The organism is Virgibacillus carmonensis, assembly GCF_057836705.1.
The window spans coordinates 1-513 of sequence record NZ_JBYQFJ010000424.1; the positions used below are offsets into that span (position 1 = coordinate 1).

1 protein-coding gene is annotated in these 513 nt (G+C 33.9%); it reads left to right on the forward strand.

The window, feature by feature from the left end:
* Positions 1-89: 89 nt before the first annotated feature.
* Entirely contained in the window at positions 90-380 is a 291-nt protein-coding gene (locus AC3G7N_RS22690) for a TIGR04104 family putative zinc finger protein (RefSeq protein WP_489424351.1), read from the forward strand.
* Positions 381-513: the final 133 nt, after the last annotated feature.

The following is a 513-nucleotide window of genomic DNA, read 5'->3' on the forward strand; positions in this document are numbered from 1 at the left end:
TATAAAGTTTTAAAGCCAGAAAAATTCTGGTTAATAATAATATACGAGGGTGCTAATGTGTAATTACATAAAAAGAGTGGTGATTAGTTTTGCAAAAGTGTGAAAAGTGCAACGCGCAATTTGGTTGGAGTAAAATCTATAAATCGTTTTTTGGATGGGGAAATAAACCAATTATATGTGACAAGTGTGGTGCGGAGCACAGTATAACTATTCCTGGAAGGTTTACATTTGTATCTCTGACTGTTATACCAATGTTGATTTTTACTAATTTCCTTTCCCCTTTCACTAATTTCATTTTGACTCTTGCTATAGGACTCACTATACTAATGATTGGCTCTTTGTTCATACCATATTTTGTGAAATATAAAGTGAGCTTGTGAATAAAGTACTTTAACTTAAGAACCTTGATTTGACTATGCCGCAAAAGGGCGCCATTCTTGAATAAAAGATTGGCGCCCGTGTCATATATAAGGGCCAAATTGTTGAATGAAACTTTTTGGACTAATCCCATAG